The following is a 25,768-nucleotide window of genomic DNA, read 5'->3' on the forward strand; positions in this document are numbered from 1 at the left end:
TACGAATTGTCGGGCGCCTTCTTGTTTGTAGAGGTGAATAAAATGACTCGGAATGTACTTATTGATGTGGATACAGGTGTAGATGATGCGCTTGGCTTACTACTGGCCATTCATTCAAAAGAGGTTGACGTCACTGCAATCACAACGGTTAACGGAAATGTCTCTCTTGAAACAGCAACGTTAAACACATGCAAAATTGTAGAATTAACTGGCGAGATCAACATACCAGTTGTACCCGGTGCCAATCAGCCTTTAAAGAGAGCAACGCATTTTGAACACCGAATTCACGGGACTGACGGAATTGGTGGAGCATTGTCAGACATGGTCCCATCAAAAACGCCAGAGGATGCCTATGCCCCGAACTATATGATTGAACTTGCTAAGTCATCTGAGAAGCCTTTGACTTTTATCATGACTGGACCACTAACGAATTTGGCAGAAGCCGTTCAACGATGTCCCGAGCTTCCAGACTATGTGGAAGAGGTTGTTTTTATGGGTGGTGTTGTGAGTGAGATGGGAAACATCACACCAGTCGCCGAATACAACATGTTTGTCGATCCAGAGGCGGCTAAGATTGTCTTGGACGCGGGCTTTAAAAAGCTCACTCAAGTGGGACTTGATGTGACTCGAAAAGCACTATTGACGGAAGAACACTTAAAGCAGCTTGATGGAACAAAGTACGGAGCGTACATCAGACAAAGTACGTCAGATTATATGAAACGCTATATTGAACGCAATGGGGTAAAAGCGTGTGCGATGCACGATCCACTTGCTGTAGCTGTAGCCATTCAACCGAATGTAGTGAAAAAGAAACACCTGTATGTAGATGTAGAAACAACAAGTCGAATCTGTGATGGCCAAACGGTCTGTGATTTTCAAAATCGCCTTGGACAACCACCTAATGTCGAGGTCAGCCTTGAAGTCGATGCAGATGCTTTTCTTGACCTGTTTGTTCAAACAATCCGCATACCGATGGAGGAGGGAACAACGTGAAGAAAAAATATATTTACTTATTATTGCTACCAGGTGTGTTGTTCTTAACTCTGTTTATGATCGTTCCATTAGCATTAACGTTTGCAGGAACGTTTTCTGATGCAGGAAGCTTTTCCTTTCAAGGATATCTAAACTTCTTTCAAAATGCATACTTTATGGAGATTCTTTGGACAACCATTCGAGTCAGTCTATTAACAACTGTTTTCTGTATTGTTCTTGGATTCCCAGCAGCTTACTATATTTCAGGACTGCGCGCACGTACAAAAGCACTGATGCTTTTACTTGCTGTGTTTCCATTACTGGTTAGTCCGGTGGTTCGCTCGTTCAGCTGGATGATCATTCTTGGTCGAAATGGACTACTGAATCAATTTTTACTAGGAGTAGGCATTCGTTCAGAGCCACTTGAGATTATGTATACACCAATCGCTGTGAATATTGGGTTGGTTCACTTGTTTCTTCCACTAATGATCGTGACACTGGTTGGGATCTTAGAGAATGTCGATCGTAATTTACTTGAGGCCGCAGAAAGCTTAGGGGCTTCGAAGGTAACGATTTTCCGAAAGATTCTTCTGCCACTATGTGTACCAGGACTAATGATTGGCTGCACACTTGTTTTTGTAGGAAGCTTTACGGCTTACACGACACCTGCTTTACTCGGTGGAAATCAGCGTGTAATCTCAACATTTCTATATCAAAATGCTGTGACCTTAAATGACTGGCATGTTGCATCAATTGTAAGTGTCATTATGATCGCTGTTACGGTGCTATTCATCTTAATCATTAACAAAATTGCACTGAAATTAAATCCGAGGGGGTAGAGGTTGATGAAGAAAAACTGGGTCTTAGCCCTTGTCACATGGTTGGTTTTTGCCTTCCTAATTGGACCACTGGTGATCATCTCTATCACTTCCTTTGAACCAGGCAGTGTTTTGAAGTTTCCACCAGAGGGCTTCTCACTTAATTGGTATGAAAACATCTTTAAAGTCTCGATGTTTTTAGAAACCTTTAAAATATCTATTCTTGTTTCACTCGCTGGAAACTTGATGGCATTGCTTTTAGGAATACCAGCAGCTTATGCATTAAGTCGATATGACTTTAAAGGAAAACAGCTGTTAAATGCTATTTTTATCTCGCCAGTATTAATACCAGGGATTGTTCTTGGTTTTACCTTTTTACGATACATCATCGTATCTTATGGACTGCCAGTCTATGCTGGGCTTTTCATCGGTCATACGATTATTATGTTGCCGTTTATTATCCGCGTGATTTCATCCAGCTTATCTAACTTCGACTTCTCTATTGAAGAAGCAGCTTTAAGTTTGGGCGCTGGTCATGTGGAAACATTCTTTAAGATTGTTCTCCCAAATATTCGTTCTGGGATTATTGCAGCAGTGTTGATTGCATTTCTTGAATCGTTTAACAACGTAGACATCTCTGTATTTATGACAGGACCGGGCTTCAGTACGCTACCGATTCAGATGCTGACGTACGTTGAGAATTACTTTGATCCAACGATTGCCGCTGTATCTGTTCTATTAATGATTTTGACGGCTGGTTTAATGTTCTTCATTGAACGATTAATGGGTGTCGCATACTTTACAAAACGATAATGGAGGAATCATCAAATGGCTTTACTTACATTAGATCAAATTTCAGTTGCCTATCAAAAACAAGACATTTTGAAGGACTTTCATTTAGATATAGAAGAAGGAAAATTAGTGTCTCTACTAGGACCAAGTGGATGTGGAAAAACAACGACCCTTCGTTTAATTGCTGGTTTCTTAGAAGCAAAAGAAGGACGCTTTACCTTTAAAAATAAAGACTTCACTCGTGTTCCAGTGAGTAAACGAAACTTTGGCTTCGTGTTTCAAAACTATGCGTTATTTCCGCACATGACCGTGTTTGATAATGTTGCATTCGGATTAAGACTTCGTAAAAAAACAAGTGCAGAAACAAAAAAACTTGTGCAGGAAATGCTTGAAGTTGTTAACCTTTCAGGCTTTGAGCAACGTTTTCCACAAGAGCTATCAGGTGGGCAAAAACAGCGTGTGGCCATTGCAAGAGCGCTTGTCATAAAGCCAGACCTTCTATTATTTGATGAGCCATTAAGTAACCTTGATGCGAACCTGCGTGAAAGCATGCGTGTAGAGATTCGTCGGATCCAACAAGAGCTTGGCATTACAACCGTTTATGTTTCCCATGACCAGGAAGAGTGCTTCTCCATTTCTGATCAAGTAGCCATTATGAACAAAGGGATTATTGAACAATTGGATCAACCGTCTACTATTTATTCGTATCCAAAAACAAAGTTCATCGCAGATTTCATTGGGTTTAAGAACTTTATTTCATTTTCAGATAAGAAGGAAGCTGAAGGTGGATTTGTTATGAAAGCACAAGGCATGGAATTTCATGTGGCAGAAGCGAAGCAGGCAGCTAGTCCACAAAGTATGATTGGGGCCATTCGTCCAGATTATCTTAGTATTCTTCCTTATAAAGGAGAGTCGCTCGCTCCAAACCAAGTGAATGGTCGTATAACAGTGAGTACGTTCCTTGGCCGTAGCCACCAGTATGTTGTTCAAACAGATCTTGGCGACTTCACGATTAATCAAGAAAGCGCACAGGCCTTTACTTCTGGCGAACAGATAACGGTTCACTTTCCAAAAGAAAAGCTTGTCTTAGTTGATTAATGGAGCGGAGGGATCATACCATGCAAATTGATACACTCATTGAACATGTAAAAGTTTTTAACAGTTATGAAAAGAGCTTTAAAACAGCCAATGTTGCGATTAAAGACGGACGATTCATGTACATTGGTGAGAAGGATACGAGTTATTTTCAAGCGGAGCATCATGTTTCTGGTCACGGTTATTACATGGTGCCTGGTCTTATTGATATCCACCTTCACATTGAAAGTACGATGGTCACACCCGCTACATTTTCAGATGCACTAATGAAAAATGGAGTGACGACTATTGTGCCTGAGCCGCACGAGATGGCAAACGTTTTTGGGGTAAAAGGTGTAACGGAAATGATTGAAGCGAGTAAGCAATGTGAAGTCGATATGTTTTACTCGATTCCAAGCTCCGTACCTGCAACCTCAATGGAAACAACAGGTGGTTCGATTGAAATTGAAGATATTGATCATTTAATGACATTAGATCAGATCATTTGCCTAGGCGAGATCATGAACTATGTTGATGTTATCTCTAAGGGAGACAATAAAACCAAACAGCTTCTCAAACACATGAGAACTCATTACCCTGAGACCATTATAGAAGGTCATGTACCGAAGCTTTTAGATACAGACTTGCACAGAATGATTTTTGCTGGTGTAGATTCTGATCATACACATCAGACGATAGAAGGTATGAAAGCTCGAATAGAAGCAGGAATGTTTATTGAGATTCAAGAGAAATCAATGACACCTGAGGTCATTGAGTACTTATGCGAGCACGATGTAAGTGAGCATTTCTGTTTTATCACAGATGATGTGATGGCTGATGCTCTTGAAGAGAAGGGCCACTTAAATCATATTGTCAAAAAAGCAATGAGTATGGGTATGAAAGCAGAAGATGTGATTTATGCCAGTACGTACACACCTGCTAAACGAATGAAATTGCAGGATCGAGGGGTCATTGCACCAGGAAAAATAGCTGATTTTTGTTTGCTTTCCAACCTAGAGGCATTTGAACTTGCAGCTGTTTACAAAACAGGTGTCTTAGCTAATCAAAACGGAGATAACAAAGTCGGTGAAAGGCAGTTTCCTGAAGACTTTTACAAAAGTGTTCAGCTTGAACCATTAACGTCAGAAGACTTCGATGTACATGTAAACAAAGAGGATGGTACTTGCACGGCCCGAATCATGAAGGTACAAGATGGATCCACATTTACAGCTGAAGTACACGAGTCGATTGACGTTCAGGATGGCCTTCTACAATGGCAGGACACCGAGCACTTATTAATTGCTACATTTGAACGGTATGGAAAAGGTGGAACCAGAGCACATGGTTTAATCACAGGCGATATCATTAAACACGGTGCTGTTGCTACGACCTACTCCCATGATAATCACAACCTACTTGTTGTGGGTGAAAACATTGAAGATATGAAGCAGGCAGCCAATGAAGTCATTTCAATGCAAGGCGGAATTTGTGTAGTGTGGGAAGGGAAGGTTCAAGCTAGAGTGCCCCTTCCTGTTGGGGGAATTCTGACGGAAGAGCCTCTTGAACAACTAGCCGCACAAGTGAGACAGCTCTGTGTTGCATTACGAGAGCTTGGCTACAAGCACTATAACCCGATCATGTCGATGAGCACACTTTCATTACCAGTTAGCCCAGCATTAAAGATCACGGATCATGGACTAATTGATGTGAACGCAGGGAAGGTTGTTCCATTGATTGTTGAGAAAGTATAATAAGCTAAGAGGCTGGAAGATAATTAACGATCAATACGAAAATGGCGAATGATTCTACAATCGAATCATTCGCCATTCGTTTTTTCACAAAACAAGCGAGGGATTCTCCTGAAGCGGATTTGGTGCTATGTTCGTGTGTGGCTATCCATATTAACATTATGACCCACTCTTTTTTATTGTTAGATCTTCTAACGGGTAGAATAAGGCTGAGGTAAGCGGAGTTCGGTGCCCTACCAAACCTTTTAGATAAATGTACTAAAGAAGACAGTATCCTTTGTGCGAACCATCCAATGCACCATAAAACCCTCTACGCTAAAATGAGTGATAATTTGTATTAAAGGAGTGGGAGGATGGAGCCGCAAAAGGTTACGCCATTAAAGATAAAAAAGAAAAACAGTTGGAGTATGCCACATATCTACGTTTTATTATTTTTAATTAGCGGAGTCGCAGCGATATTAACGTATATTGTTCCAGCAGGTTCATTTGAGCGTGTTGCTGGTCCAAATGGAAGAGAATCGATTGATCCTGATTCGTTTACCGAGATCGAAGCATCACCCTTATCATTCATGGATTTTATGTTAGCTATCCCACGAGGCATGCAGGATGCAAGTGAGATTATTTTTTTTACTTTTATTATTGGTGGGACATTTATGGTGCTTCGTCGAACAGAGATCATTGAGATTGGGGTAGATCGACTCGCTCGCACATTCAAAAATCAGAGTATTCTCATTATTCCTGTGCTCATCTCGTTGTTTGCTGTAATTTCTACAACAATAGGCACACCTGAACTATCATTAGTATACATACCTGTATTAATTCCACTATGCATTTCCTTAGGCTACGATTCAATGACTACAGCAGCGATTGCGTTAATATCAACAGCACTTGGCTTTACAGCAGCGGTTATGAATCCTGGAACAGTTGGAATCTCACAGCAAATTGCCGGATTAGAAATTTATTCTGGTTTTCAATTAAGGCTAATCGTCTTAGTAGTCATTGTCATCATTGGAAGCGTGTATGTCATGCGATATGCGCGGAAAGTAAAGAAGGATACTGTTCAAAGTTTTACATACGATGAAGACAAAACCAATCGCCGCACTTATAAGGATGCACTGAATCAACCGTTAAAGGATATGAACAAACGTCAGTTGTTCGCTATTCTATCCTTACCAATCTTTGCTGCTGTAGTCTTTTACGGAGTAACACAGCTAGGATGGTTTATGCTTGAAATGTCGGGACTCTTTATCTTTATGGGGATTATTGTTGGATTGATCGCCGGGCTTTCCTTGACGAAAATCTGTGAGGCTTATACGGAAGGATTTCGAGAAGTATTAATGGGGGCCATCATCATTGGTATTGCTCGCTCGGTGGCGATCGTGCTTGAAGATGGCCAAATCATGGATACACTCGTTTATGCGCTTGGGTCGGTGGTTGGACATTTTCCTAGTACGTTAAGTGCCATTGGCATGATGGGTGTACAACTAGTGATTAATTTCTTTATCCCATCAGGTAGCGGGCAAGCGCTTGTTACCATGCCAATTATGGCTCCTTTATCTGATATGTTAGGTGTAACGAGACAAACAGCCATTCTAGCCTTTCAGTTTGGAGATGGGTTTGCACACATTCTTTTTCCTACTTCGGGGTACTTTATGGCAGCACTCGTGATTGCAGGGATCAGTTGGGCAAAGTGGGTTCGCTTTTTCCTTCCATTATTCATCATTTATATGGCTGTGGGAGCAATGTTTCTGATTTATGCGCAAATGACAGGATGGACTGGATAAGCTAGTGAAATGACGTTGGGCAAATGAGCCTAACGTTATTTTTTTGCAGGGATTATCCTTTCTTTATGGAATTAGTAGTATTTAAGTTACTGTTTTTAGATAACGGGTATATAAGGAAGTATTCATACATAATTAGATCAACTATTAAAAAATCGAGGTGGCTCACACGATGACATCCCTGCAAACAACCATTTCATTATCTGATGGTCATGCAATCCCAATCTTTGGCCTTGGCGTATATAAAATGACCGACGAGGAAGCATCATTAGCAGTGCATAAAGCATTAAGGTATGGTTATCGCTTAATTGATACGGCTGCGATGTATGAGAACGAACAGGCAGTTGGAGAAGCGATTCGAGAAGCGGTTGTTCAAGGAATTCCAGAGGATGAGATTTTTATTACAACAAAGGTATGGAAAACAGAACTAGGCTATGAGAAAACAAGGCAAGCCGTTCTTGCAAGCTATGAAAAATTAGGATTACATACGATTGATCTAGTATTAATTCATTGGCCGGGAACGGAAGAAGAAAATGCAGAAAGCTGGAGGGCGCTTGAAGAGCTTGTAAACGAAGGAAAGATCACATCAATTGGAGTGAGTAACTTCTCTGAAGAAGATCTTAAACAATTGTTCAAAACAGCGAAAATCAAGCCTGTTTTAAACCAAGTGGAGCTTCATCCCTTACTGTCACAAGAAGGTCTACAGTCATTTTGTCAGGAGCATGAGATTGTCTTGGAGTCATGGTCCCCGCTTATGAGAGGGAGATTACTCGAGCATCCATTGCTTACAGATATAGCAGAGAAATACAACAAGGAAACGGCTCAGGTTATTCTTCGTTGGAATGTCCAACGAGGCATCATCCCAATTCCTAAATCAAGTAAAGAAGAACGAATTGAATCGAACGCAGATATTTTTGACTTTGATTTAACTGATGAAGAGATGGAGAAAATCTCCGCAATCAATGAAGATAGAGGATTCCACGGGTAATACAAAACGAGACGAATATCTAGAAGGATATTCGTCTCCACATCAGCCATATGTACCTTACAGAGGACCGTTCATCTCTTTTACGCTTGCTGAATCACGTTTGCCTGCATTAATTAAGAGCAGGATGGCGGTAATCATATGCATAATAAACCCGACGATTGGAATCCAGGCAATACAAGAGGTCACAATCCCTAAAATACTTGGGTACGTATCGCCACCATCTTTATTGGATAGAATTAATGTTGTGATGTGCAGGGCTAGCATTAAAGGTAATACAGTATAATAGCTGGAAATCACTAAAAGCCCACCTATAAAAGGTATCGCAAGGATTGCTTCACCGCCACCTGTAATCCATTTGAGAATGCGAGAAGTAGACATAGGTATCATTCTCCTTTTCATTGATATTTGAGCCTTTTCATCATACACAATTACGTAATTAATGGGAACCATTTTACAAAAATGACTTTATAAAAATCAGAATACCTTGTTACTAGAACAAGAAGGGAGCAACACCAACAATGAAAGATCAATCCAATGAACAATTCATCAAAAAACTAGATGCATTACTACACTCTACTTACGATACACACTTACCAGATGATAATGTAGCCATCTTTGTCGATTATGACAATGTCTACTGGACGTTAATGAATCGCTATAATCATAATCCAAACCATGAAGAAAAAAGTAAAAACTTGTTCCAATGCCTATGGGAACGCTATGGCCAGGACCGAGTCCGTACATTCCGAGCCTATGCCGACTTTCAACGCATTCGTTCAAGTTTAACGGATCTACAAAAACAACGTATTCAAATTAAACACGTTTATTCCAATGATAAAGACGGAGATTCTAGAAAAAACTCCTCTGACATTGAACTTTGTATTGATGCCATTGAAAGTACATTTAAGGATGAAAGCATTTCTTGTTATGTATTTGTCACCGCAGACAGTGACATGGTACCCATTATGAGTAGACTTATGTATAAAGGTAAACGAGTAGAACTATTTTATTTATCTGAGGCAGCGCCTAAACATACGGATATTACAAATTACTCTCATCATAGTGAGGATTTAGGAACATTCCTTAAATTAGAGGAACAAGAGTATGAGTTAGATGCATATGTAGAACAATCCCTTCAGTTTATCGATGAGTGGGAAAAGAAATATGGGGATAGCGATTTATACCTTGGTGCACCGTGGCTTCGTAATCAATATTCACTTAAGTTCTCGATTCCGGCAAATTCCGCCAGCGAGCTAATCGATCTATTAAAAGTTCGTAAGTTAATTGGAACCATTAATAAGGACTTAACAACCGGAGAAGTCAAGCCTAGCTTAGCTCTAACAGAAAAAGGCCGTAACATGGTTACGCCCTTCGTGGAATCTGTTTCTGTCAGAAAATGATAGAACAACGCGAATAAATAGTTGACTTCGGCCCTATATTTTCATATTATAGGGGTACAGGTAAATGATTCGTTACAACGCATTCGTTAACATTTAGTACGTTAAACTCATACGTTACAAAGACAGGGACATACCTTGTCTTTTTTTATTTGCTTTAATCAAGTCGGAGATTAGTTCCCTCGATTGATCTTATTAATATAGTTCCCAAGTTACGATTGATTTAAACCAAATTTTTTTAATGAATACAATGTAAATATTCAGAAAAATAAAACTTTACAAATAGGACAAGCGCTAGTATACTTAAACCAATCGAAAGGAGGTGGTTCAGTGAACGTTGATTGTACGAGGTTTACCCGTGTTACGAGACGTCGTGACACTCAGAACCACCTGCACATGTGCGGTCTGACGGAGTAACGTCAGCAGGTTCAGTGGAGAGTCCCTATAAGGGGCTCTTCTTTTTTGTTCTGTCCAGACTGAAGAGAATGAGTGGTATACTATTCATTAAAGACTCGGTTATTTATAGAGAGGTTTTATTTATGCGCTTTCAAACAAAATTAATGCTATTAATCTTTACATTTATCCTTTTAATTATATGTATATTAGGGTTTTCCTCTCAAAAGATGATTGAAGAGGCACTAGAAAAAGAAATAGGACAGCGAGCGCTAGATTTGGCTGAAACCGTAGCTATTAATCAAACCGTTTTGGATGCGTTTCAATCTGATCACCCAGCAGAAGAAATGTATCAAACCGTAAATGATGTTTTTGAAGTGAGTGAAGCCGAATTCATAACAATTGCTAATGAAGAGGGTTTACGGTATTACCACCCTGACTCCTCTAGAATTGGTAAGCCAGCTGTTGGCGGAGACAATGAACCAGTCTTACAAGAAGGACGTTCGATTATTTCGAAGGCAGAAGGCTCTTTAGGTCTATCCATTCGTGGAAAGGCACCAGTTTTCATTGAAGGAGAAGTAGTCGGTTTTGTATCTGTTGGTTTTTTAGCTGATAGCATTAACGCAACAGCACTTGCCTACGAAAGAGTCATTCTATTTGTAGGACTCGGTACATTGGGACTTGGTGCATTAGGAACATTTGCAATCACAAAAGGATTAAAGCGTGCTACACTCGGCATGGAACCAAAGGAAATCGGTCGTCTGTATGAAGAAAAACAAGCGATTGTTGAATCATTTGGTGAGGGATTAGTGGCCATTAACGAGAAAAATACAATCACCTTAATGAATGGTCGCGCAAAAAAGCTGTTAGGCCTTGATCCAACACAAACCTATATCGATCGATCGTTATCAGAGCTCATTCATTCGCATGTCTTAGCGGAGCTGCTTGCACAAAGTGATGATACGATGAGAGATTATGAAGCCATTACCATTGCGAAAGGGATTGTTGTGCAGAAAGTGCCAATTAAGAATGCTACAAATGAATGGGTAGGGACAGTGTTTGGCTTACGAGATACATCAGAGTTTCTAGAATTAACCGAACAACTAAGTCAAACCGAAGCATATGCCGATGTATTACGGGCGCAAACACATGAATTTTCAAATAAACTTCATGTGCTATCCGGACTCCTGCAGCTTGAATCCTATCAAGAGGCCATAGACTATATAAACGAGGAAGCACATTCACACGAAATAAAAATGAATGGCTTAAAAGCGAATAAAAGTGATGCGTGGCTTCAATCTTTGCTCATCGGAAAACAGCATCAGGCTGAAGAGAAGGGGATTGAGTGGACCATTCATCTGCCCTCAGATTCAATTCAACTGAGCCAAAATCAGCGACGTCCATTACTGATATTACTCGGGAATGCCATAGATAATGCAATAGAGACGGTGCTTAAGCCAGAAGCTGTTCGAAAAAAAATCAATGTTACGTTTACGTTTAAGGAAGGTGCATTGATTGTATCAGTGAGTGACTGGGGGACAGGATTTGGAGAGCGCTCGCTTGAATCCATCATCCAATCTGGTTACTCTTCAAAGACAGAAGGCAACCATGGATACGGGATGCGGATGATTCAATCAATGGTGCGCGAGTTAAATGGGACTTTAACAGTTGATTCAAAGGAAGACGCAGTAACATCCATTGAAGTAACCATTCCACTAGAAGAGAATACAGGATGAAAGGAGTCAGACTATGGAACAGTCTCATGAGATAGATGTACTCATCATTGAAGATGATATGAAGGTAGCAGAAATTAATAAGCGATTTGTTGAAAAGGTGGGAGACTTTAAAGTTGTGGGTGTTGCTACATCCAAAGAAGAAATTGACACGCTACTAGATGTCTATAAACCACAGCTTGTTATTTTAGATATTTACCTTCCTGATGTAAACGGGGTAGAGTTTTTGCCTACACTGAAAGTAGAGTACCCAGAAGTAGATGTCATTATGATTAGCGCGGAACAAGATGTTCAAATGATTGTAGAGACATTAAGGTACGGTGTGTTTGATTATTTGACAAAGCCAGTGATGTTTAAGCGATTTAAAGAAATGCTTACTCGGTACAAGCAGTTCAGGTCCACTATTACTTATTGGACAAATGAGCAAAAAAAATTAGACCAGAAAAATATTGATCAGCTCTTTCTAGGTAATGAACAAGGAGAACCTTCTCAAGCTCCTTTCGCAAAAGGAATTGACCACATAACCTATCATAAAATACTGGCATTCATTCAAGCGCGTGGGGAAGCGACGACCGAATTAGTAGTCGAAGCGTTTGGCGTAAGTCGGTCAACCGCACGACGCTATTTGGCCTCATTAGTTGAACGTGGTGACGCAAAAAGTGACGTCACATACGGTGTGGTAGGAAGGCCAGAGAAATTATACAAACCGACGTAAACTTCAATACTAATATGAATAGAGCTGCATATAATTGTCTAAACTCCTTATAAAAGGGGGAGTCATGATGGAGCATGAAGGGAATTTCTTTGAAGGTGTCTTCTGGGGGACTTTACTCAGTTTGCCGTTATGGGTTGCGATTGTTGGTTGGATTAAGATTACGCTTAGCTTTTTCTAGGGTGTGAAGCTGTCTTACGAATGATGAGTCTAGGTAGACTGGTCGATCGTAAGGCAGCTTTTTTCTATTCTTCTCAATATGATAGAATAGAAGAAGAATAGATAGGAGTGGTTAGTGTGAAAGAGTATCTACAATCTAAAGAAACAGCCATGCTGGAGCTGTTAGAGAAGCTAGTTAATGTTGACAGCGGCTCCTATAATAAACAAGGTGTCGATGAAATCGTCCGAATCTTACAACAGGAGTTTAATGAACTAGACTTTGACACTCACGTTAATGAAGAAAAAGAATTTGGAAACCAACTAATCGTGTCTCATAAAGAAGCAACAGACCCGACAACGCTACTTGTTTTACATATGGATACCGTGTTTGGCAAAGGCACAGCTAAAGAAAGACCTTTCACAATAAAAGAGGGTATTGCCTACGGACCAGGTGTGATTGATATGAAAGGAAGTCACGTCACAACATTATTTGCAGTAAAAGCGTTGCTACAAGAGCACGCGGACGCTTTAAAATCAGTTAAGATTCTATTTACAAGTGATGAAGAAATTGGCGCACCGGCAGGAAGAGCTGTGATAGAAAAACATGCCAGTGGAATGAAATACGCTCTCGTAATGGAACCTGCGAGAACAGACGGATCGCTAGTATCATCACGACGTGGGGGCGGACTTTATAAAATGGAAGTCAGTGGTCGAGCAGCCCATTCTGGAATTGAGCCTGAAAAAGGCCGTAGTGCGATAGAAGAACTTTCTCATAAAGTCATTAAGCTTCACGCTCTTTCTGATCATGAAAATGGCATTAGCGTAAATGTGGGACTTATTAACGGGGGCTCCTCCGTTAACACGGTTGCGCCTAAAGCTACAGGAGAGATCGATATTCGCATCACAAAAATGGAGCAAGCAGAACCGCTTGCAAAGAAAATCGAAGAAATCTGCGCCACTCCAGATGTTGATGGCACCTCCATTAAGTTAGAGGGCGGAATCACACGTCCACCAATGGAGAAAAACACTCAGACCATCGAGTTACTTGATACGATTAAAGAGGTAGGCGAAGAGATTGGTCTACCGATCACGGATATCTCAACCGGCGGCGGATCAGATGCCTCCTTCACATCAGCGATGGGCATCGCAACCATTGATGGACTCGGACCAAAAGGCGGGAATCAACACAATGAAGGAGAATACCTGGAGATCGAGACGTTGGTCGAGAGGGCTGAGCTTTTGGCTGCGGTAGTGAAGAGATTGGCGAAGTGAACATAGTTTAATAAATTCTAAATGTATGAAGCGAACTATCAATACTGGTAGTTTGCTTTTTTTGTCATCTCTATCAATGTTAAGCATAGGGATATATGAGAGCTTTTGTCGAAACTATATGCAATCTCATACACTCGCTCTATGATAGATAGGTGTTAGATAATATTACATAGAGACGAGGAAAAGAGTGAAATGAACACGACAAGATTCACGTGGAAATCTGTATTTGCGGCAATCATATTAGTTATGGTGCTAAGTGGGTGTGGCGAGGTTCAAAGTGTATCTGCTGGCCCAGATTTAGAGGAATTACAAACCATAACAGATGAGCAAAATGAACAGATATCTGAATTAAATGAAGAGAATGATGAACTAAAAGAAAAATTAGTTGAAGCAGAAGAGAGAAATAAAGAGCTTGAAGAAGAGATTGCCAGTCAAACATCAATTGAAGAATTAGAAGACAAGATCCAGGAGTACGAAGCTGAAATTGATACCTTAGTACTCAAAAACGAGGACTTAGAAAGTGAGAAAGAGAAACTAGTAGAAGAGAAAGAAAAGCTAGGTTCTCAAGTTTCGACACTTGAAAAAGAAAATGAAACACTTAGCAAGGAGATTAAATCGAAAGAATCAGAAATTGAAGAAGTAAAGGCAAATGTTCAAGAAGAGAGTAACAACGACAAAAGTGAAACCAGTCAAGACACTTCAGATGAATCTGCAAGTTGTGATATCAAGGGAAGTGAAAGTGGTATTTATCATGTACCTGGAAGCACTTATTATGATCGAACAACAAATGTCGTAAAATATTTTTGTTCGGAATCGGAAGCTGAGAATGCAGGATATAGAGCGCCTAAAAGATAACTATTTGTTTGAAAAAAGAACAGATCCTGTGCTCAGGATCTGTTCTTTTTGTCTATTTATTTCTTCAACAAATCAACCACAAACTGAGACCATGTCTCCATGCGATCATATTGCTCTTGATCCGCTAATTGTTCTAGCTTCATCCAATGTCCCGCAATTTGATCCGTTTCTTTTACACTGACTTGAGCTGTGTCCTTCAAATCTAGTACAGAAAGGATTCCGATATGCACACGACCAACCTCGGATTCATCATCGTTAATTAATCCAATGGTTTCGATTGATACCTTATCCTCCTCTGCTAGCTCAAGCTCTTCATCTAATTCGCGATCTGTGTTGATTCGGAGCACTTCATCAAAGTTATCTGCTTCGATATGATTCATGTGCCCACCAAAGCCTAGAGATAGCTTATTATGTAGACGAGATTCTCCGCCTCCAGCTAAGCGTTCATATGCAAAGAACTCGTCTCCGCGACGAATGACTACATAAGGAATTGGCTGTTTAAAGCTAGGATCTTCCTCTGCGTCACCGCGGCGCATTTCTTTATACGTTTCTTTAATTTGCTTCATAATGGCATCTGTTGTTGTTTTTTCACCAGTTAACCCTTGAAATGTTAACGTCTCAGATTGAAAGACGGACTCTCGGGGGGCAACTAGGATTTGCTCATCCATTTTTCCCATTTGTACTCTTCCTTCCTGAATCCACAAAAGTAAGACGCAAAAGAGGCATAGTGCCTACTTTTGCGTATCAAAAATAAAATCGTCGTCTCGAACAGGTTCAACCGTTGCTTTCTTGTAGCCATTCCCCTTCATCGAGAAGAAGTCATGAGACTTCGTTTTTGTATCTAGTCCATTTAAGATAATTGGATTAATTTCTTCTTCCTCGAAGTAAGCATCAAAGCCAAGGTTCATTAACGCTTTGTTTGCATTGTAGCGAATGAATTTCTTTACATCATACGAAAGGCCAACTTGATCGTAGACATCTTCTGTGTAAGCTAGCTCGTTGTCGTATAGTGATTTAAGGAGCTCGTGTGCGTATCCTTGTAATTCAAGCTGTACTTCAGGCGTCTGTTTATTGTAGATTTCTTGTGCAAGTAAGCCAATGTACACGCCGTGAATTGCTTCATCACGTAAGATCAGGTTGATAATCTCGCCACTCTGCATCAATTTCCCTTGTCCGTAAAAGTAAAGAGGATAATAGAATCCACTATAGAAAAGGAAACTCTCTAGATAAACAGATGCAACCATCCCTTTATATAGAGAGATTTCATCATTTGCTTGAATGTTTTCATAGATTCCAACAATCATGTTTGCTTTTTTCTGAAGGAAACGATTTTCTTTAACCCAATCAAATACTTCATTAATTGTCTCAGTTGGAGCCAGTGTCATGAAGATATTACTGTATGACTTCGCGTGCACCGCATTCTCCATCATTGCCATAAAGTTAAGCACGGCTTTACGCTGGTGACCTTCTACGTGATCGGCAATAATTGGCATCCCTGTGTTTCCTTGCTCCGTATCAAGTAAGGTTAATCCTGCTAGAACCTTCATATAAGCATCTTTCTCAGTTTCCTCTAGATACTTCCAAGTTAGAAGGTCTCCGTTTAAAGCGACTTCCTCAGGAAGCCAGAACTGCTTCACATTTTGGTTATAGAACATTTGTGTAAAGTCGTCCTCGTGCTTTGACCAGTTTGCTGCATCAAATACTCTGCTCATGATTGTGTATCTCCTTTAGTTCGATTTACATAACAAAAGAGGTGACAGGGCCACCTCTTTGATGGATATTTGCTTCTATTTTATACGACGCAAGATAGGCAGCCTTCTTGGCCAGTGTCTTTTGTTCTTGCATAGTAGATTGTTTTGATGCCCTTGTGGTGAGCATATAAATCGATGCGATTCAAATCACGAGTCGTCATCGTATCTTTTAGGAATAACGTAAAGCTAATTCCTTGGTCAACGTGCTCTTGGATGGTTGAAATCATATCAACTACCTTGAACATGTCCATATCATAGGCTTCTTTATAGAAGAACCAGTTTGAAGGTGCAAGTCCTGGCATTGGATAGTACGTTTTACTGTTACCGTACGTACGCTCCTCCATACGCTCCATAATTGGCATAACAGATGCTGTACTAGATTGTACGTAAGAAATCGAACCAGTTGGAGCGATACATAAACGATAGCTGTGATACAAGCCATCTGTCTTTACGCTCTCCGCAAGCTGTGCCCAGTCTTCTTTTGTTGGAACATGCATACCTTCAAATAACGTAGCAATCTTCTCAAATTGTGGAGAATAGTCATTCTCAAGATATTTAGTAAAGTAGCTTCCGTCAGCATACGTAGATCCCTCAAACTGATGATACGTTTGTCCTGTTGCTTTGGCAATCTCGTTTGAACGTTTGATGGAGTAGAAGTTCATCATCATAAAGAATGTGTTCGCAAAATCGCGCGCTTCTTCACTTTCATAAGCAATCTGATTCTGAGCAAGATAACCGTGAAGGTTCATTGCACCAAGTCCAATTGAACGCATCGCGTGATTTGCCCGCAGGACAGCCGGAGCATTTGGAATGTTTGTCGTTTCAGACACATGAGTCAGAGAATCTGTGGCAATGGCAACAGTTTGCTCAAGAGATTTGTTTTTCATGACATTCATGATGTTAATCGATCCAAGGTTACATGAGATATCTAAACCAATCTCATCCTCTTCATTGTAATCACCATATGTTGATACTTGAGAGGCTTGAAGAACCTCAGAGCAAAGATTAGAGAATTTCACTTTACTAATATGATTGTTTGCGTGTGCGTTATTCACATTATCAGCAAACATAATATAAGGATAGCCGGACTCTGAACGTAGGATTGCTAGCTTTTGTAGCAAACGACGTGGGTTCATCTTATCCTTACGAACGCGCGGGTTGTCTACAAGCTTATCGTACATCTCATTCATGTCCATCTCATCCATGTGAATGCCATATTCCTTGTAAATGGTGTGTGGATAGAATACATATGCATCCTTATCCTCACGAGCAAGCTCTACGAACTTATCAGGAATAACCACACCAATTGATAAAGTCTTTACGCGAACGTCCTCATCCGCTGAGATCTTACGTGTATCAAGGAAATCATTAATATCACTATGGAAAACATTTAAATAAGCAGCTCCAGATCCTTGACGCTGTCCCATTTGATCAGCATAACGAAACGCGTTATCAAGAAGCTTCATCACACCAACGACACCTTTTGTCGCATTCTCAACATCTTTAATCGCCTCACCCTTCGCACGAAGCTTAGAAAGGTTCAGAGACACACCGCCACCTAGCTTAGATAGCTGCATTGAAATATCAATCGCTTTTGAAATATCATTTAACGAATCATTTACTTCCAGAAGGAAACAACTAACAAGCTCTCCACGACGCTTACGACCCGCATTCAAGAATGATGGGGTACTTGGCTGGTACTCTTGATTAATCATTGTCTCAACATATTGCTTCGCTTTGGCCACATCGCCCTTAGCAAAAAACAAAGCTACGATCGAAATACGGTCTTCGTAGCGCTCAAGAATCTTCTTCTTATCATTTGTTTTTAGCGCATAATCATTGTAGAACTTAAATGCACTCATAAAAGAAGGGAAGCGGAATTTCTTATCATAAGCAAGCTGATAGACTTCCTTAATCTCTTCCATTGTGTACATCTCAATGATGTGTGCCTCGTAGTAGTCGTTCTCAACAAGATACTTAATCTTTTCCTCAAGATCATGGAAAAAGACTGTATTTTGATTGATGTAATCAACAAAATAGCTATGTACAGCCTCTAAATCCTTATCAAACTGAAATTGACCTTCCTTGCGAATCATAATTTGGTTGTTTAACTCAACCCAACGTGGAATGCTGTTTTGTTTTTGTAGTAGCATGATTGACCTCCTGTGTAAATCCTTCTACGTCTGATGACGTGCCGCTTAACTCAAATTTCCTGAACACAGGAATGTTGTACCGTGCAGAAATCGTATCTGCACTCTTCGCAAAATTTGCCCCCCATATCCGATTCCCGCTTGCTGCAACACCTACCAAGAAGTCTGCATTCTTTGCTAGAAACGCCTCTGTACTCTCTGGCACATTACCAAAGCCAGTCGTATACGTAATGAGGATGAAGGGCTGATCTATGTGTGTATCTTGATGTATTGGTTGCTTGTCCCCAAAAGGAAGCTTATCCGCAAACCGTTTCACATTACCAGTCTTTGAATCGTATATGATTTGCATCTCATATCACGTTCCTTTTCCAATCAATCTTTAAAGAACTATACCACATATAGTATAAGATAAACATCAAAAAAACAATATATAGATATTATACACAACCTGTGTATAAATGAACGAAAAAGCCGTCCCAGTCGGTTGTTGTCATGTGGACAAGTCTTTTTGTCGAAAAATATAAACTTTTGGGAGGGGGATTATAGGACATTTTGTAGCTTGAAAAATTTAGACAGTATACAACAAAAAAAGCCATGAATCTAAAATTCATAGCTGAATTTAACGACATCTATACGATTGATTATTACTTAGTTAGGAACTCTTCCATAAATTCGGCTAACTCCTGATGACCTTTTTCGCTAAGGATACCACTCTTAGAGTATTCTTCTATTTGAGGGTCTGTGACTTCTGGAAAAGTTCCCCAGTGATTAGCGTATAAAATAGAATTTTCTTCAGCAAACTGATTTAAAGATTGGATTTGTGTTAAATATTGTACCGGGTTCAAGAGTGGATTAGATGGGTATAAAATAATTTTACTATTAGGTAATTCTTCATTTAATTGAGTTAAGAGTAAATTCAAATTATCCTCAGATTCTTCAATAAGAAGTAAACCATTATCATTTAAAGTTAATGACTCTAAGAAAACAATATCAGGATTTGATCTCATAAGTAAATCAATGTCAGAAGAATTCAGGATATCTAAAGTTGACTGCGACTCTACGTTGATAATTTCATGACGGACCGGATGGCTATCACTTTCGATTGCTTGTACGAGTAGATCAGGCCAGATATCTACTTCAGTCGATTCGTCTTGAACAGACTCAAGCGCACTGGAACCAAAGAAAACAATGTTAAGCTCATTTGATTCAAGATTCTCATACGTATCACCAAGTATCCCACCGAACGAGTGACTTTCTTCCGTCTCTATTATTTCATTTGATGAATTTGTGGTATTATTAGTAACGTCTGTTTCGGCATTAGTTGCTAAATCATTAAGTTTGTTTTGATAAGATATGTATCCGAAAGCGATGATTCCAATTGACAAAATAATTGTTAAAACAAATGCTAAATTTTTCAGGATGAACATTCCTTTCTGAGTATAAAGATCTAATTTATTATATAACTAACGTTCCATTAAAGAAAGGTTTTTAAAAAGCGCTTGTTTTAGAAAAGAAGGTGTAGGATTTTGTCTAATGTTACGATTTCTGTATTAGTTGTTACTAGAAATGAAGAAAGTTATATTGCGGAGTTGCTTGAAAAGCTAATTAATCAAACCTTAAACAGGAATCAATATGAGATTATTATTGTAGATGGGCAATCAGAGGATAAAACGCTAGAAGTAATAGAACCAATACTAAAAAAGAATAAAGACTTTATAAGGGTCATATCGAACCCGCAGAAAACATTACCACCTGGCTGGAATCTAGGAATTAAAGCCTCTAGAGGAAATTACATCCTTAGAGTAGATGGTCATACATTAGTACCTGACGATTTTCTCGAGAATTATATACACTTAATTAATAGAAAACCAGAAGTAGATTGTGTAGGTGGAATCATCGTATCAAAAGGGGAAGGATTCCAAGGGGAGATCAATCAATACGTTTATTCCCATCGCTTTGGAGTTGGCAATTCCAAATTCCGTACGACAAAAGACGTATGGGAAGGATTTGTTGATACTGTGCCTTATGGTGCCTATAAAAAAGAGGTATTTGAGACAGTAGGTTACTTTAATGAGCATCTGAAACGAAATGAAGATATTGAATTTCATAAACGTATGAAAGACAAAGGCGGACAATTTTATCTCTCTACGTCTATTCAATCAACCTATTATGTAAGACCATCTCTTAGTGGTTTGATAAAAAAATCGTTAGGTGATGGCGTGTGGAATATTATGGCTAACCGTGTGAGTCCGGGCAGTTTAAGACGGCGTCATAAAGCACCTTTGTATGCATTCTCATTCGGAGTTTTAGTCACGATTGCGGCTATACTTCACCCTGTAGCTAGATGGTGTTTTATGAGTATGATTTTTCTTTATCTACTTGCAGCAGCTTTATCTACAATTGAGTTAGCAAAAAAAAATGGAATAAAGTATTTTGTGCCGGGTATCTTCACATTTTTTTGTCTTCACTTTTTTAGAGGTTTTGGGAGTTTTTCAGCCCATTTTAAAAAGGAATATTGGTTAATCAATCAGAAAAGCCAGCAGGAAAGTGACAAAAGGTTTAATTGATGATATAACATTGTATGTAAAAACTCCAAACTAAGTTAGGTTGAGATTTAATGAGAGAAATTTTTCGATATAAAGAACTTTTATATTTTCTTGTGCATAAGGAACTGCGTGTAAGGTATCGTAATACATTTTTCGGGTATTTCTGGACACTACTAGAACCATTAGGCCTAATGTTGATTTTTACTTTAGTTTTTATGGTTATTGCAAGAGTTTCAATTGAAAATTATACTCTTTTTTTAGTTTCGGGTTTAATTCCTTTTATGTACACACAACATTCAGTATCAAGAGGAACAAAGAGTCTTACAGCGAATGGCTCATTAATTAAGAAAATTTATTTTCCTAGAGAACTGTTTCCGTTAACGATAACATTTTCTAGCTTAGTAAATCTGTTAATATCTTTAGTTTTAGTTGCCGCATATTCACTTTATATTAATGGGTCAATACCATTAGTTGGAATAGCTGTTTTACCATTAGTTATTGTCCTACAAACCATACTCTTGTTAGGTATTGTATTTATATTCTCATGTGTAAATGTTTACTTCAGAGATGTCGAGTTTATAGTTGGATTATTAATGAGAGGGTGGATGTATTTATCTGCTGTGATGTATCCACTAATTCAAGTTAAAGAGCAATTAGGTGGTTACTTTATTCTGTTCCAACTTAACCCTATGGTGACCATATTAACCATATATCGTTGGATTTTTCATGGCGGAGAACTTACACCATCATGGGGAATGATTACTTATACAGTCATTTTTTCATTATTCATTTTCTTTGTAGGCTGGAAATTCTTTAAGATAATGAGTAAAAAGATTGGAGAAGTTATTTAATGACAAGTGCATTAGTGGTTAAGAATGTTAAAAAAGCTTTCAGAAAACCAACTGAAAAAACGTTAAAAGGACAATTAATCTCCATATTTAAAAAAGAAAAATCAGTCGATAAATTTCAAGCATTAGAAGACGTATCGTTCGAAGTAAAAAAAGGTGAAGGATACGCTATAATAGGAAAAAATGGCGCTGGAAAGAGTACTTTGTTTAAAGTGATTTCCGGTGTAATTGTTCCTGACCAAGGTACAATTGAGTTAAATGGGACTTTAATGCCTTTAATTGAACTAAGTGCAGGGCTCAGCGGAGACCTATCGGGTTTAGAAAATATTAGATTGAATTGTGCGATATATGGTTTAAAAAAAGAAAAAATACAAGAAATTCTTCCCCAAATTGTGGAATTTGCAGAACTGGACGAATTCATAAACACACCCGTTAAATTCTATTCTTCCGGTATGAAAGCAAGGTTAGGTTTTTCAATTGCTGTCCATATTGACACTGATATTGTATTAATTGATGAAGTGTTAGCTGTGGGTGATAAAGATTTTCGAGAAAAGTGTAATAAAAAGATGATCGAAATGAAAAAAAGTGGAAAGACAATTGTTATTGTTTCACACAGTATGGGACCATTAAAAAAAATATGTGATCGTGCTATCGTATTAAAAAAAGGGAAGGTTGAGGCAGAAGGAGATATCATTGATATGATTAAGTTATACGAAGCAAAATAGATATGATAAATAACCTTTAGATAAATAATCTAAAGGTTATTTACCTTCAAAAACTATCTTTTGTATTTTAATTACTAATGTTAAAGGACTATAGTTAGGGATAACATAAAGTAAATTACTAATATTACCATAGTTGATACAGAGTAGGTATGATAGCATACATATTAATGTAACGTTCAAAGGAGAGAAGGTAGTATGTTAAGCGTCCATGAAATAAAGTGGGATGGGGAATACTTACGAGTACTATTACAAAATTCATCTCATATAAAAAATATTAATCTAATCGCAAAAGATATTAATAGTGTTAATCTTAACTGTGATATAAAAAAAACAAATAACTTTTTTGAAATTTTGGTGTCTCATACTGAACTAAAGAAATTAAAAATCGGTGAGTGGAAGCTATATGTAAGCTATAGAAAGAGATTTAAATCACAAATTCAACCATTAGCCTATTCAAATGCGCCTTTAGCTTCACAAACTACAAGACATCTAAAGCCTATTATTAATAAAAAGAATATAAGTGCCGTTCTTTATATTAACAATAATCACCAATTAGAAATTCGTATTGCAGATTATTTAACGGTTCTTTCTACTAGTTCCCAAAAGGTACACTTTTCTTATTCAATATCAGAAATAGAATACATTGATAATAAGATCTGCTTTTATACACTTGAAACTTTATGTGACTACTATGATGAAGCACTTTTAGTCTTTGAGGGAGAAGAAACTGTTAAGTATGTTAAAGTTGAATTTGATGAAACTCAAAAAGGCTTTCTGGTCAAAAAAAAGGATTTTAGTAAACTAAAATCAGAGCAAATCTTTAAGGGTTATTTAATTATAAAAATGGGTTCATTAATTAAGATTATTAATTTTAATGCTATAAGTTTGGAAAGAGAAATTGATCTTAATCATAAGTACAAACTTGATTTGTTTAATCCAAGTGATTTCTCTTTTAAAGTTAAGTTAAAAGAAGAAGCCTATAAAAATCAAACGTTACGTGGAGAGTTATCAGTTGAAGACTTTAAAACTGAAGGACAAGAGATTAGCTTCATTTTTAAAAAAGAGGCCATTCATTTTTCTCAAGACTACTCATTTTATTTAAAGAAAAGAAGGTCACCAGATAAAGTGGAACTTAAGACAGATTCTACTTGCCTCGATGATAATCATGTCAGGATATCTTTAAAAATAGACCAATTTCAAGATCCTTTAAGTTTAAAGGGCAGATGGGATTTGTTTGCAGACATTCAGCATTCAGAATTATTCAATGAAAGAATGAGAGTAGGGGCCTATAATATAAATGGATTAAGTCATTTTGAGAGTATGTTTAATAAAATTCACCTAGCAGAAGAGTTTATCGTAGCGCCATATCTAACCACAGATAATGAATACTCATTTGTTTTTGCTGAACAAGTAAATTACTATAAGGAGAAGTATAGAATCTTCTCGTCTTTAAAAAATGTGAAGCTTTCTAAAAAGGGAAAATTAAAATTATCTGTTGAAGTAAGATCAAATGAATCTTTTACTTATGAGGTTACAAAATTAATAGTAAAATTAAGAAAAAGTGATGAAATACGTGAAATTCCAGTACAACTTGTAAAGCAGGAAGGAAACAAAAAGATTGTTTCTTTAACAACCTCAATTGATGAATTAAATCTAGAGCAGTTCTATTGGGATTTTTATGTGGAGTATAAAGTTGAAGAATCAGCATTGTTCTCAAAACGATTAAAGAATACAAATAAAATCATCGCCAAAAAATTAAAACATGGTGCATTCACTAATACGTACAAAACAAAAGAAGGCTACTTGGTTTATCCGTATATTACAAGGGACCAATCAGTGAGTTTAACGTACAGGTTAAAAGGAGAATTTGAATCAAATAAGCACAAGATTATTGAATACTTGGCTTTTTTATCATTTAAGTTAAAGAAATCAAAAAATAAAAAGAATCAAGCTTGGTTAATCCATGAAAAGTTATCAGAAACTGCACAAGACAATAGTTTTTACTTCTTTAAGTATTGTTATGAGAACAGACCCGAAAAAGATGTATACTATGTTATTAAAGAGGGATCAGAGGACGTAAATAACCTAGCGCCATACATGGATAGAGTTGTGTATTTTATGTCTTATAAACACATTAAATTGATTCTTGAGTCTAAATTAATAATATCATCTGAAGCTAAAGGACACGGCTACGCTTGGCGAGTATCGCAGGGGCCAATTAGAAACTATGTAGATAAAAAGAAATATGTATTCCTTCAACATGGAGTATTAGGTTTGAAAAAAGTAGATTCTACTTTTAACTATAGAGGAGCAAACTCTGCTGAACTTTTTGTAGTCTCTTCAGAATTTGAAAAAAAAATAGTTAAAGAGCATTTCGGATATCCTGAAAAAAGACTTATTGTCACTGGTTTAGCAAGATGGGATGTATTAGAAAATAAAGTAAATGAGCATAAAGAAATTATCTTTATGCCGACATGGAGAAACTGGTTAGAAGAAGTTGATGAGGGTCAGTTTCTAAATTCGCAATACTATCGTTCTTACAATGATCTGCTAAACTCAAAAGAACTGGTAGAAACGCTAACATCCAATAATTTAACTTTAAATTTCTATGTACATCCAAAGTTCATGCCTTATGTGAAAAATTTCTCCTCGGAGGACTCTAAAATAAAAGTACTACAATTCGGACAGGATCGTATCAATGAATTAATCATGCGTTCACACATGCTGATCACTGATTACTCAAGTGTAGCTTGGGAAATGTACTATCTAAAAAAACCCGTTCTTTTTTACTACTTTGATCTTCCGAAGTACATGAAGTATCAAGGAGCCTACATGGATATTGAAAATGAACGATTTGGAGATATGGCTAAAACACCTAATGAATTAATACATCTCATTAATTCATATGTGAGAAATGGTTTTAAAGAGAATCCTACTTATGTTGAAAAACGTGAAGAATACTTTAAATATGTAGATAACTTAAATAGTGAGAGAATCTTCAGTGAAATAGTAAGTCGAGAAAAATAGACTTGTACGAAAAAAGAAGTAGACAGA

21 protein-coding genes and 1 pseudogene are annotated in these 25,768 nt (G+C 38.0%); 16 read left to right on the forward strand and 6 right to left on the reverse strand.

The features are described from left to right. The first annotated feature begins 42 nt into the window (after nt 1-42). The 7 genes from JNO66_RS10260 (at nt 43) to JNO66_RS10290 (ending at nt 8,173) form a co-directional block, all read left to right on the forward strand. Nucleotides 43-993, forward strand: a complete 951-nt coding sequence (locus tag JNO66_RS10260) for a nucleoside hydrolase (protein ID WP_203088145.1) — start codon at nt 43-45, stop codon at nt 991-993. Next, a complete protein-coding gene (locus JNO66_RS10265; protein WP_203088146.1) occupies nt 990-1,811 on the forward strand; it encodes an ABC transporter permease in 822 nt (273 codons plus the stop codon). Before JNO66_RS10260 ends, JNO66_RS10265 begins: the two co-directional genes overlap by 4 nt. A 6-nt stretch (nt 1,812-1,817) precedes the next feature. After that, nucleotides 1,818-2,603: an ABC transporter permease gene (locus JNO66_RS10270; RefSeq protein WP_369876347.1), complete on the forward strand. Its 786-nt coding sequence runs from the start codon at nt 1,818-1,820 to the stop codon at nt 2,601-2,603. 15 nt (nt 2,604-2,618) lie between these two features. Beyond that, the gene (locus JNO66_RS10275; RefSeq protein ID WP_203088148.1) at nt 2,619-3,680 is read left to right on the forward strand and encodes an ABC transporter ATP-binding protein; all 1,062 of its coding nucleotides are present in this window, start codon (nt 2,619-2,621) and stop codon (nt 3,678-3,680) included. 20 nt (nt 3,681-3,700) lie between these two features. Beyond that, the gene (locus JNO66_RS10280; protein WP_203088149.1) at nt 3,701-5,407 is read left to right on the forward strand and encodes an adenine deaminase C-terminal domain-containing protein; all 1,707 of its coding nucleotides are present in this window, start codon (nt 3,701-3,703) and stop codon (nt 5,405-5,407) included. 350 nt (nt 5,408-5,757) lie between these two features. Next, nucleotides 5,758-7,188, forward strand: a complete 1,431-nt coding sequence (locus JNO66_RS10285; protein ID WP_203088150.1) for a YfcC family protein — start codon at nt 5,758-5,760, stop codon at nt 7,186-7,188. Nucleotides 7,189-7,357: 169 nt separating this feature from the next. Beyond that, nucleotides 7,358-8,173 (forward strand): aldo/keto reductase, encoded by an 816-nt coding sequence (locus tag JNO66_RS10290; RefSeq protein ID WP_203088151.1) that lies wholly within the window; start codon nt 7,358-7,360, stop codon nt 8,171-8,173. A gap of 57 nt (nt 8,174-8,230) precedes the next feature. Here JNO66_RS10290 and JNO66_RS10295 read toward each other — a convergent pair whose 3' ends face one another. Then, nucleotides 8,231-8,551 (reverse strand): hypothetical protein, encoded by a 321-nt coding sequence (locus JNO66_RS10295; protein WP_203088152.1) that lies wholly within the window; start codon nt 8,549-8,551, stop codon nt 8,231-8,233. Between the two features lie 140 nt (nt 8,552-8,691). Here JNO66_RS10295 and JNO66_RS10300 point away from each other — a divergent pair, with 140 nt between their 5' ends. The 5 genes and pseudogenes from JNO66_RS10300 to JNO66_RS21025 all read left to right on the forward strand — a co-directional run. Continuing rightward, nucleotides 8,692-9,573, forward strand: coding sequence for an NYN domain-containing protein (locus JNO66_RS10300; RefSeq protein WP_203088153.1), 882 nt, complete (start codon nt 8,692-8,694; stop codon nt 9,571-9,573). Between the two features lie 482 nt (nt 9,574-10,055). Continuing rightward, nucleotides 10,056-11,699 carry an ATP-binding protein gene (locus JNO66_RS10305; RefSeq protein ID WP_210340833.1) on the forward strand — a complete coding sequence of 548 codons (1,644 nt, stop codon included), beginning with the start codon at nt 10,056-10,058 and terminating at the stop codon, nt 11,697-11,699. A gap of 13 nt (nt 11,700-11,712) precedes the next feature. Next, nucleotides 11,713-12,411: a DUF977 family protein gene (locus JNO66_RS10310; RefSeq protein ID WP_203088155.1), complete on the forward strand. Its 699-nt coding sequence runs from the start codon at nt 11,713-11,715 to the stop codon at nt 12,409-12,411. Between the two features lie 294 nt (nt 12,412-12,705). Further along, nucleotides 12,706-13,839: a M20 family metallopeptidase gene (locus JNO66_RS10315; protein ID WP_203088156.1), complete on the forward strand. Its 1,134-nt coding sequence runs from the start codon at nt 12,706-12,708 to the stop codon at nt 13,837-13,839. 717 nt (nt 13,840-14,556) lie between these two features. After that, nucleotides 14,557-14,694 (forward strand): annotated as a pseudogene (locus JNO66_RS21025) (sunset domain-containing protein); the annotation flags it as partial. 56 nt (nt 14,695-14,750) lie between these two features. Here JNO66_RS21025 and JNO66_RS10325 read toward each other — a convergent pair. From JNO66_RS10325 to JNO66_RS10345, 5 genes are all read right to left on the reverse strand, one after another. After that, a complete protein-coding gene (locus JNO66_RS10325) occupies nt 14,751-15,371 on the reverse strand; it encodes a hypothetical protein (protein WP_203088158.1) in 621 nt (206 codons plus the stop codon). Between the two features lie 54 nt (nt 15,372-15,425). After that, nucleotides 15,426-16,406, reverse strand: a complete 981-nt coding sequence (gene nrdF, locus JNO66_RS10330) for a class 1b ribonucleoside-diphosphate reductase subunit beta (protein ID WP_203088159.1) — start codon at nt 16,404-16,406, stop codon at nt 15,426-15,428. Between the two features lie 80 nt (nt 16,407-16,486). Continuing rightward, nucleotides 16,487-18,598 (reverse strand): class 1b ribonucleoside-diphosphate reductase subunit alpha, encoded by a 2,112-nt coding sequence (gene nrdE, locus JNO66_RS10335; RefSeq protein WP_203088160.1) that lies wholly within the window; start codon nt 18,596-18,598, stop codon nt 16,487-16,489. Then, complete coding sequence (nrdI, locus tag JNO66_RS10340) at nt 18,558-18,944, reverse strand: class Ib ribonucleoside-diphosphate reductase assembly flavoprotein NrdI (RefSeq protein WP_203088161.1); 387 nt, start codon at nt 18,942-18,944, stop codon at nt 18,558-18,560. Before nrdI ends, nrdE begins: the two co-directional genes overlap by 41 nt. A 295-nt stretch (nt 18,945-19,239) precedes the next feature. After that, nucleotides 19,240-20,022, reverse strand: coding sequence for an SGNH/GDSL hydrolase family protein (locus JNO66_RS10345; protein WP_203088162.1), 783 nt, complete (start codon nt 20,020-20,022; stop codon nt 19,240-19,242). Between the two features lie 99 nt (nt 20,023-20,121). Between JNO66_RS10345 and JNO66_RS10350 the strand changes: the two genes are divergently transcribed. The 4 genes from JNO66_RS10350 to JNO66_RS10365 all read left to right on the forward strand — a co-directional run bounded on the left by JNO66_RS10350 (nt 20,122) and on the right by JNO66_RS10365 (nt 25,741). Then, entirely contained in the window at nt 20,122-21,162 is a 1,041-nt protein-coding gene (locus JNO66_RS10350; RefSeq protein WP_210340834.1) for a glycosyltransferase family 2 protein, read from the forward strand. Between the two features lie 50 nt (nt 21,163-21,212). After that, nucleotides 21,213-21,992 carry an ABC transporter permease gene (locus JNO66_RS10355; RefSeq protein ID WP_203088163.1) on the forward strand — a complete coding sequence of 260 codons (780 nt, stop codon included), beginning with the start codon at nt 21,213-21,215 and terminating at the stop codon, nt 21,990-21,992. Further along, nucleotides 21,992-22,714: an ABC transporter ATP-binding protein gene (locus JNO66_RS10360; RefSeq protein WP_203088164.1), complete on the forward strand. Its 723-nt coding sequence runs from the start codon at nt 21,992-21,994 to the stop codon at nt 22,712-22,714. The genes JNO66_RS10355 and JNO66_RS10360 overlap by 1 nt, the downstream gene beginning before the upstream one ends. 195 nt (nt 22,715-22,909) lie before the next feature. Continuing rightward, nucleotides 22,910-25,741 carry a CDP-glycerol glycerophosphotransferase family protein gene (locus JNO66_RS10365; protein WP_203088165.1) on the forward strand — a complete coding sequence of 944 codons (2,832 nt, stop codon included), beginning with the start codon at nt 22,910-22,912 and terminating at the stop codon, nt 25,739-25,741. Nucleotides 25,742-25,768: the final 27 nt, after the last annotated feature.

The organism is Alkalicoccobacillus gibsonii, from assembly GCF_016798245.1.
GTDB lineage: Bacteria > Bacillota > Bacilli > Bacillales > Bacillaceae_D > Alkalicoccobacillus > Alkalicoccobacillus gibsonii.

Bases quoted from the DNA above. Each gene is read 5' to 3' on its own strand.
- JNO66_RS10260 (WP_203088145.1), top strand. From the start codon at position 43: ATGACTCGGAATGTACTTATTGATGTGGATACAGGTGTAGATGATGCG.
- JNO66_RS10270 (WP_369876347.1), top strand. From the start codon at position 1,818: ATGAAGAAAAACTGGGTCTTAGCCCTTGTCACATGGTTGGTTTTTGCC.
- JNO66_RS10275 (WP_203088148.1), top strand. From the start codon at position 2,619: ATGGCTTTACTTACATTAGATCAAATTTCAGTTGCCTATCAAAAACAA.
- JNO66_RS10280 (WP_203088149.1), top strand. From the start codon at position 3,701: ATGCAAATTGATACACTCATTGAACATGTAAAAGTTTTTAACAGTTAT.
- JNO66_RS10285 (WP_203088150.1), top strand. From the start codon at position 5,758: ATGGAGCCGCAAAAGGTTACGCCATTAAAGATAAAAAAGAAAAACAGT.
- JNO66_RS10290 (WP_203088151.1), top strand. From the start codon at position 7,358: ATGACATCCCTGCAAACAACCATTTCATTATCTGATGGTCATGCAATC.
- JNO66_RS10295 (WP_203088152.1), bottom strand. From the start codon at position 8,551: ATGTCTACTTCTCGCATTCTCAAATGGATTACAGGTGGCGGTGAAGCA.
- JNO66_RS10300 (WP_203088153.1), top strand. From the start codon at position 8,692: ATGAAAGATCAATCCAATGAACAATTCATCAAAAAACTAGATGCATTA.
- JNO66_RS10305 (WP_210340833.1), top strand. From the start codon at position 10,056: ATGAGTGGTATACTATTCATTAAAGACTCGGTTATTTATAGAGAGGTT.
- JNO66_RS10310 (WP_203088155.1), top strand. From the start codon at position 11,713: ATGGAACAGTCTCATGAGATAGATGTACTCATCATTGAAGATGATATG.
- JNO66_RS10325 (WP_203088158.1), bottom strand. From the start codon at position 15,371: ATGGGAAAAATGGATGAGCAAATCCTAGTTGCCCCCCGAGAGTCCGTC.
- nrdF (WP_203088159.1), bottom strand. From the start codon at position 16,406: ATGAGCAGAGTATTTGATGCAGCAAACTGGTCAAAGCACGAGGACGAC.
- nrdE (WP_203088160.1), bottom strand. From the start codon at position 18,598: ATGCTACTACAAAAACAAAACAGCATTCCACGTTGGGTTGAGTTAAAC.
- nrdI (WP_203088161.1), bottom strand. From the start codon at position 18,944: ATGCAAATCATATACGATTCAAAGACTGGTAATGTGAAACGGTTTGCG.
- JNO66_RS10345 (WP_203088162.1), bottom strand. From the start codon at position 20,022: ATGTTCATCCTGAAAAATTTAGCATTTGTTTTAACAATTATTTTGTCA.
- JNO66_RS10355 (WP_203088163.1), top strand. From the start codon at position 21,213: ATGAGAGAAATTTTTCGATATAAAGAACTTTTATATTTTCTTGTGCAT.
- JNO66_RS10360 (WP_203088164.1), top strand. From the start codon at position 21,992: ATGACAAGTGCATTAGTGGTTAAGAATGTTAAAAAAGCTTTCAGAAAA.
- JNO66_RS10365 (WP_203088165.1), top strand. From the start codon at position 22,910: ATGTTAAGCGTCCATGAAATAAAGTGGGATGGGGAATACTTACGAGTA.